The following is a 4,530-nucleotide window of genomic DNA, read 5'->3' on the forward strand; positions in this document are numbered from 1 at the left end:
CTGCCGATAACGCACAGGTGGGTCATCTCCTGCGAGACGTCTAACCCAACAAATTGGTCCATGGTGGCCTCCATGAGAATCATTGACGGCGAAGAATCTATCGCCCGCAATTACCCCATGTCAGCATGGCGGCCACAGCGGCCGATCGGCCACGCTTCGAGCTGCCGCTGGATCGTATTGATCAACTGTCGGTCAGCCGGAGGTCACGGATGGGTTGCGGCCCGGCAACCGATCGCCGACTCGGTCAATCCGGAAGCCGAGCTTGGCGCCCATGCAGATTGCGAAGGAGGTAAGAAACCTGCCGTGACCTGAGACCTGGCGCGTCCTAATTGCAAAGGTTTACCGTCACTCGAGGAAGGACTGACTGATGGCCGCTCGATAAGAGCGGGCGAGAACAAGGCTCGACCGGAACGCTGGAGTTAGGAGATTGCTGCAAGCCGGCGCGAACCCTGGGGAAAACCAAGCTGTTTGAAAGGGAAGGCGGGGTTGGTTCCCCGCCTTTTCATATTCCGCGCAGACTTTGTCTGTTGCGCGCGCCACAACGAACCTCGAGAGATAAAGTCAGGCTGCGGCTTTCTTGCGGGTCTTCGCCGGCTCCGTTTCCGGCTCTTTCGGTTTGCGGCCGAGCCCCATCGTCTTGGCCAACGCCGAGCGCTCTGCGGCGTAATTCGGCGCGACCATCGGATAATCTCCCGATAGACCCCATTTGGCGCGATATTCGTCCGGCGTCAGCCCAAAATCGGTCGACAGATGGCGCTTTAGCGATTTGAATTTCTTTCCGTCCTCAAGGCAGATGATGTAGTCCGGGGTCACCGACTTCTTGATCGGGACTGCAGGGTTAAGGACCACCGGCTCGTTTGCGGAGACGCTGTCGGCCGTGCCTTTCAGTGCTGTGTGCACCTGGCTGATCAGGGCAGGGAGTTCACCGACCGGGACCGGATTGTTGGAGACATAGGCTGAGACGACATCGGCGGTGAGCTCGATGAGGACGTCGATGTTGTTGTCGGCTTCTTCTGTCATGGAACTCTCCGGGTGGTTTGAAAGACAGCTGGCGAAGTGTCGCTACATAGTTGCGGTTGCTGTTGAAAGCAATAAAGCCCCGGCAAGACTTTTGCCATGCTCGTCCTGCACCGTGGTCAATAGCGACGCATCCCGCCGTCTTGCTCGTGCTGATCCGACCGCGGTTGGAGCATCCATGCTCGATGTGATGAGGAGGCGATCCTGAAACGCTGCCAAGCCCGTTCTAGATCTCTTCTATGCTGAAGATCGGAATAGATCATTCGGAGAATTCATGTCCGGCGCGCTCGACAATGGCTACCCCGAGAGCAGAGCTGGCCGCCTGTAAAGCAGCAGGATCGAACTCACAACGACCTGGGATCTGGTCGAGACGGCAACGATTGAACAGGCACCTCGGGCGCCAAGGCGCGTGCTCACGGGGAGGGGCCCGGCGCACAGCATCTGGAAGAGCCGGCGGCTGGCGCGTTCAGCTTCATCCTCGACCAGCGCTTCGCCCCGAAGAGCTGCACCGCGACATTGACGGAAAGGGGAGGGGAAGACGCCTCTGGCCAATCGTCACCAAAAAAAGCCCGCCGGAACGAACCGGCGGGCGATGGGAGGAAACTCTTTTTGTTGAAATCAGGCGGCGAGCACCGCTTTCGGCTCAACCAGTTCGTAGCCGAGTGCCTCGGCGACCGCGCGGTTGGTGATCTTGCCCTTGTGGACATTGAGGCCGTTGCGCAGGTGGTGGTCGTCGACCAGCGCCTTCAGGCCCTTGTCGGCAAGCTGCAGACCGTAGTGCAGCGTCGCGTTGTTGAGCGCGTGTGCAGAGGTGACCGGCACCGCGCCCGGCATGTTGGCGACGCAGTAGTGGATGACGCCGTCGACCTCGTAGGTCGGCTCGGCATGGGTGGTGGCGTGCGAAGTCTCGAAGCAGCCGCCCTGGTCGATAGCGACGTCGACCAGCACGGAACCCTTCTTCATGCCGGACAGCATTTCGCGCGAAACCAGCTTGGGTGCAGCGGCGCCCGGAATAAGCACGGCGCCGACGACGATGTCGGCCGAAAAGCACTCTTCCTCGAGCGCCTCGACGGTCGAGTACCGGGTGTGCACCCGGCCGGCAAAGAGGTCGTCGAGCTGGCGCAGGCGCGGGATCGAGCGGTCGATGATGGTGACGTCGGCACCAAGACCGGCGGCCATGCGGGCCGCGTGCAGGCCAACGACGCCGCCGCCGAGCACGGTGACCTTGCCGGGCAGCACGCCGGGCACGCCGCCGAGCAGCACGCCACGACCGCCATTGGCCTTCTGCAGCGCCGTCGCGCCGGCCTGGATCGACAGGCGGCCGGCAACTTCCGACATCGGCGCGAGCAACGGCAGGCCGCCGCGGTCGTCGGTGACGGTCTCATAGGCGATTGCCGTGACGCCTGAGGCCAGCAGGCCCTTGGTCTGTTCCGGATCCGGAGCGAGGTGGAGATAGGTATAGAGGATCTGGCCGTCGCGCAGCTGAACCCACTCGTTGGGCTGCGGTTCCTTGACCTTGACGATCATGTCGGACTTGGCGAACACGTCGGCGGCCGTCTTGGCGATGGTCGCGCCGGCGGCACGATAGGCGTTGTCGTCGGCGCCGATGCCGGCGCCCGCGCCGGTCTCGACCAGCACTTCATGGCCATGCGCGACATATTCGCGGACCGAGCCCGGCGTCAGGCCGACGCGATATTCGTGGTTCTTGATTTCCTTGGGGCAACCGACGCGCATTTTCTGTCTCCTGATCCGGCCCTTTGCGGGCGCGTTCCCTGTATTTGTGGAGTGAACCATGAATCGGCTCGCAGGTGTTTGCGAATGCGCTTGCCTGAACCGGCATGCTTCGATAATTGTTGCGCGAAATATCAATATTTTCGCAGGAAACACGAAAAATGCCGCTCGACAGGATTGATATCGCCATTCTGGAGGCTTTGCAGAAAGATGGCCGGATACCCAACGCGGCACTTGCCGAGAAGGTCGGCCTGTCGCAATCGGCTTGCTCGCGCAGGCTCGACAATCTGGAGAAGTCGGGCACCATCCGCGGCTATCACGCGCGGCTCTCCAACGCCGCGCTCGGCCACCAGATGACGGCGATCGTGCATATATCGCTGTCGGGGCAGTTCGAGAAGACGCTGTCGGATTTCGAGGCGGCGATCAAGCGCTGCCCGAACGTGCTGTCCTGCCATCTGATGTCTGGCGAATACGATTACATCCTGCGCATCGCCGCGAAGGATCTGGTCGACTACGAACGCATTCACAAGGAATGGTTGTCGGCCATGCCGCATGTGACGAAGATCAATTCGTCCTTCGCGCTGCGCGAGATCGTCGACCGGACGGCCGTCGGCTTGCGGCCGGAGATGCCTAGCTGCCGCTAAGCGCCAGCGGCCTCCGTCACCACCTTGCTCATCGGAATGTCGTGCGGCTGCGGATAGATGGTCGGGATGCGTTGCAATTCGTAGCCGACGCCGATTACCAGCGGCCTGAACGGCATCGCCGCCAGCGTGCGATCGAAGAAGCCGCCGCCGTAACCAAGTCGATACTTGCCTGGGTCGATGCCGACGATCGGCGAGATGACGATGTCTGGCAGCACCGGATCGCCTTCCGCCGGAATCGGGATGTTCCAGACTCCCTTTTCCAGCCGGTCGCCCGGCCTATAGGCGCGGAACACCAGCGGCTGCCCTTTCTCGATCACGACCGGCAGTGCGGTCCGCCCGCCGCGTTCGTTGATCGACGCCATCCAGGGCCGCAGATCCGGCTCGCCGCGAAAAGGCCAGTAGAGGCTGACCATGCGGCCGCCAATATCGCCGACCAGAGCGTCGAGGCCTACGGCGATGCGCGTCGACATCGCCGCGCGGGCATCGGCGGAGACTGCAAGCCGCGCCGCGATCAGCCTCTCGCGCTCGGCCTTGCGCCAGCGTCTGACATCGCTCCAGTCGGTGAGCGGCACCCTGAATTCCGGGTCGAGTTCATGCATGAAACAGGGCGGGGAGGCGTATTGGGCCGGGCCTTGCTCGTCGCGATCGTCAGCCATGCTGCGCTCCTGTCGTTCCAGCCATGAGGCTATACCTCGTGCCAACCGGTCGACATGTGCATTCACGACATCCGGCGGCGAGTCCCGGGCAATTGGACGGTCTTCCCGCTATTGTTGCAATGCACAATAATACCTAGATTGGGTCGGGTGGATTTTGCTTGGCGAGGTAAGTGAATGAACGAAGCCAGCCATCATGTCGTGGTCGTCGGCGCCGGGTTCGGTGGCCTGGAATTGACCCATGCGCTGGCCGGCGCGCCGGTGCGCATCACCATGATCGACAAGCGCAACCATCATTTGTTCCAGCCGCTGCTCTACCAGGTGGCGACCACCTCGCTGGCGACCTCCGAGGTTGCCTGGCCGATCCGTCATCTGCTGCGCAAGCGCAAGAACGTGACGACGCTTCTGGGCAACGTCACCGGCGTCGACCGCGCCGGCAGGCGCGTGCTGCTCGAGGACGGCGGCTCGGTTGCCTTCGACACGCT

Annotated in this window: 6 protein-coding genes; 3 read left to right on the top strand and 3 right to left on the bottom strand. The window is 62.3% G+C overall.

Annotated elements, in window-relative coordinates; genetic code table 11:
• On the top strand, nt 1–312 hold a 312-nt coding region (locus tag EN745_RS36590), incomplete at its 5' end, for a hypothetical protein (RefSeq protein ID WP_210213782.1).
• A 249-nt stretch (nt 313–561) separates the two neighbouring features.
• Here the strand turns inward: EN745_RS36590 and EN745_RS30635 are convergent.
• Together EN745_RS30635 and ald are read right to left on the bottom strand one after the other, a co-directional pair.
• Nucleotides 562–1,020 carry a MucR family transcriptional regulator gene (locus EN745_RS30635; protein WP_127422974.1) on the bottom strand — a complete coding sequence of 153 codons (459 nt, stop codon included), beginning with the start codon at nt 1,018–1,020 and terminating at the stop codon, nt 562–564.
• Between the two features lie 615 nt (nt 1,021–1,635).
• Nucleotides 1,636–2,751 carry an alanine dehydrogenase gene (gene ald / locus EN745_RS30640; RefSeq protein WP_127422975.1) on the bottom strand — a complete coding sequence of 372 codons (1,116 nt, stop codon included), beginning with the start codon at nt 2,749–2,751 and terminating at the stop codon, nt 1,636–1,638.
• Nucleotides 2,752–2,909: 158 nt separating this feature from the next.
• On the opposite strand from ald, the gene EN745_RS30645 reads away from it, so the two are divergent.
• Nucleotides 2,910–3,392 carry an Lrp/AsnC family transcriptional regulator gene (locus EN745_RS30645; RefSeq protein WP_127422976.1) on the top strand — a complete coding sequence of 161 codons (483 nt, stop codon included), beginning with the start codon at nt 2,910–2,912 and terminating at the stop codon, nt 3,390–3,392.
• Here EN745_RS30645 and EN745_RS30650 read toward each other — a convergent pair.
• A complete protein-coding gene (locus EN745_RS30650) occupies nt 3,389–4,048 on the bottom strand; it encodes a 5-formyltetrahydrofolate cyclo-ligase (RefSeq protein ID WP_127407250.1) in 660 nt (219 codons plus the stop codon). The genes EN745_RS30645 and EN745_RS30650 overlap by 4 nt on opposite strands.
• A gap of 174 nt (nt 4,049–4,222) precedes the next feature.
• On the opposite strand from EN745_RS30650, the gene EN745_RS30655 reads away from it, so the two are divergent.
• A partial coding sequence (locus tag EN745_RS30655; protein ID WP_189363208.1) for an FAD-dependent oxidoreductase occupies nt 4,223–4,530 on the top strand: 308 nt, incomplete at its 3' end.

The sequence above is a fragment of the Mesorhizobium sp. M4A.F.Ca.ET.022.05.2.1 genome (assembly GCF_003998845.1).
Lineage (GTDB): Bacteria > Pseudomonadota > Alphaproteobacteria > Rhizobiales > Rhizobiaceae > Mesorhizobium.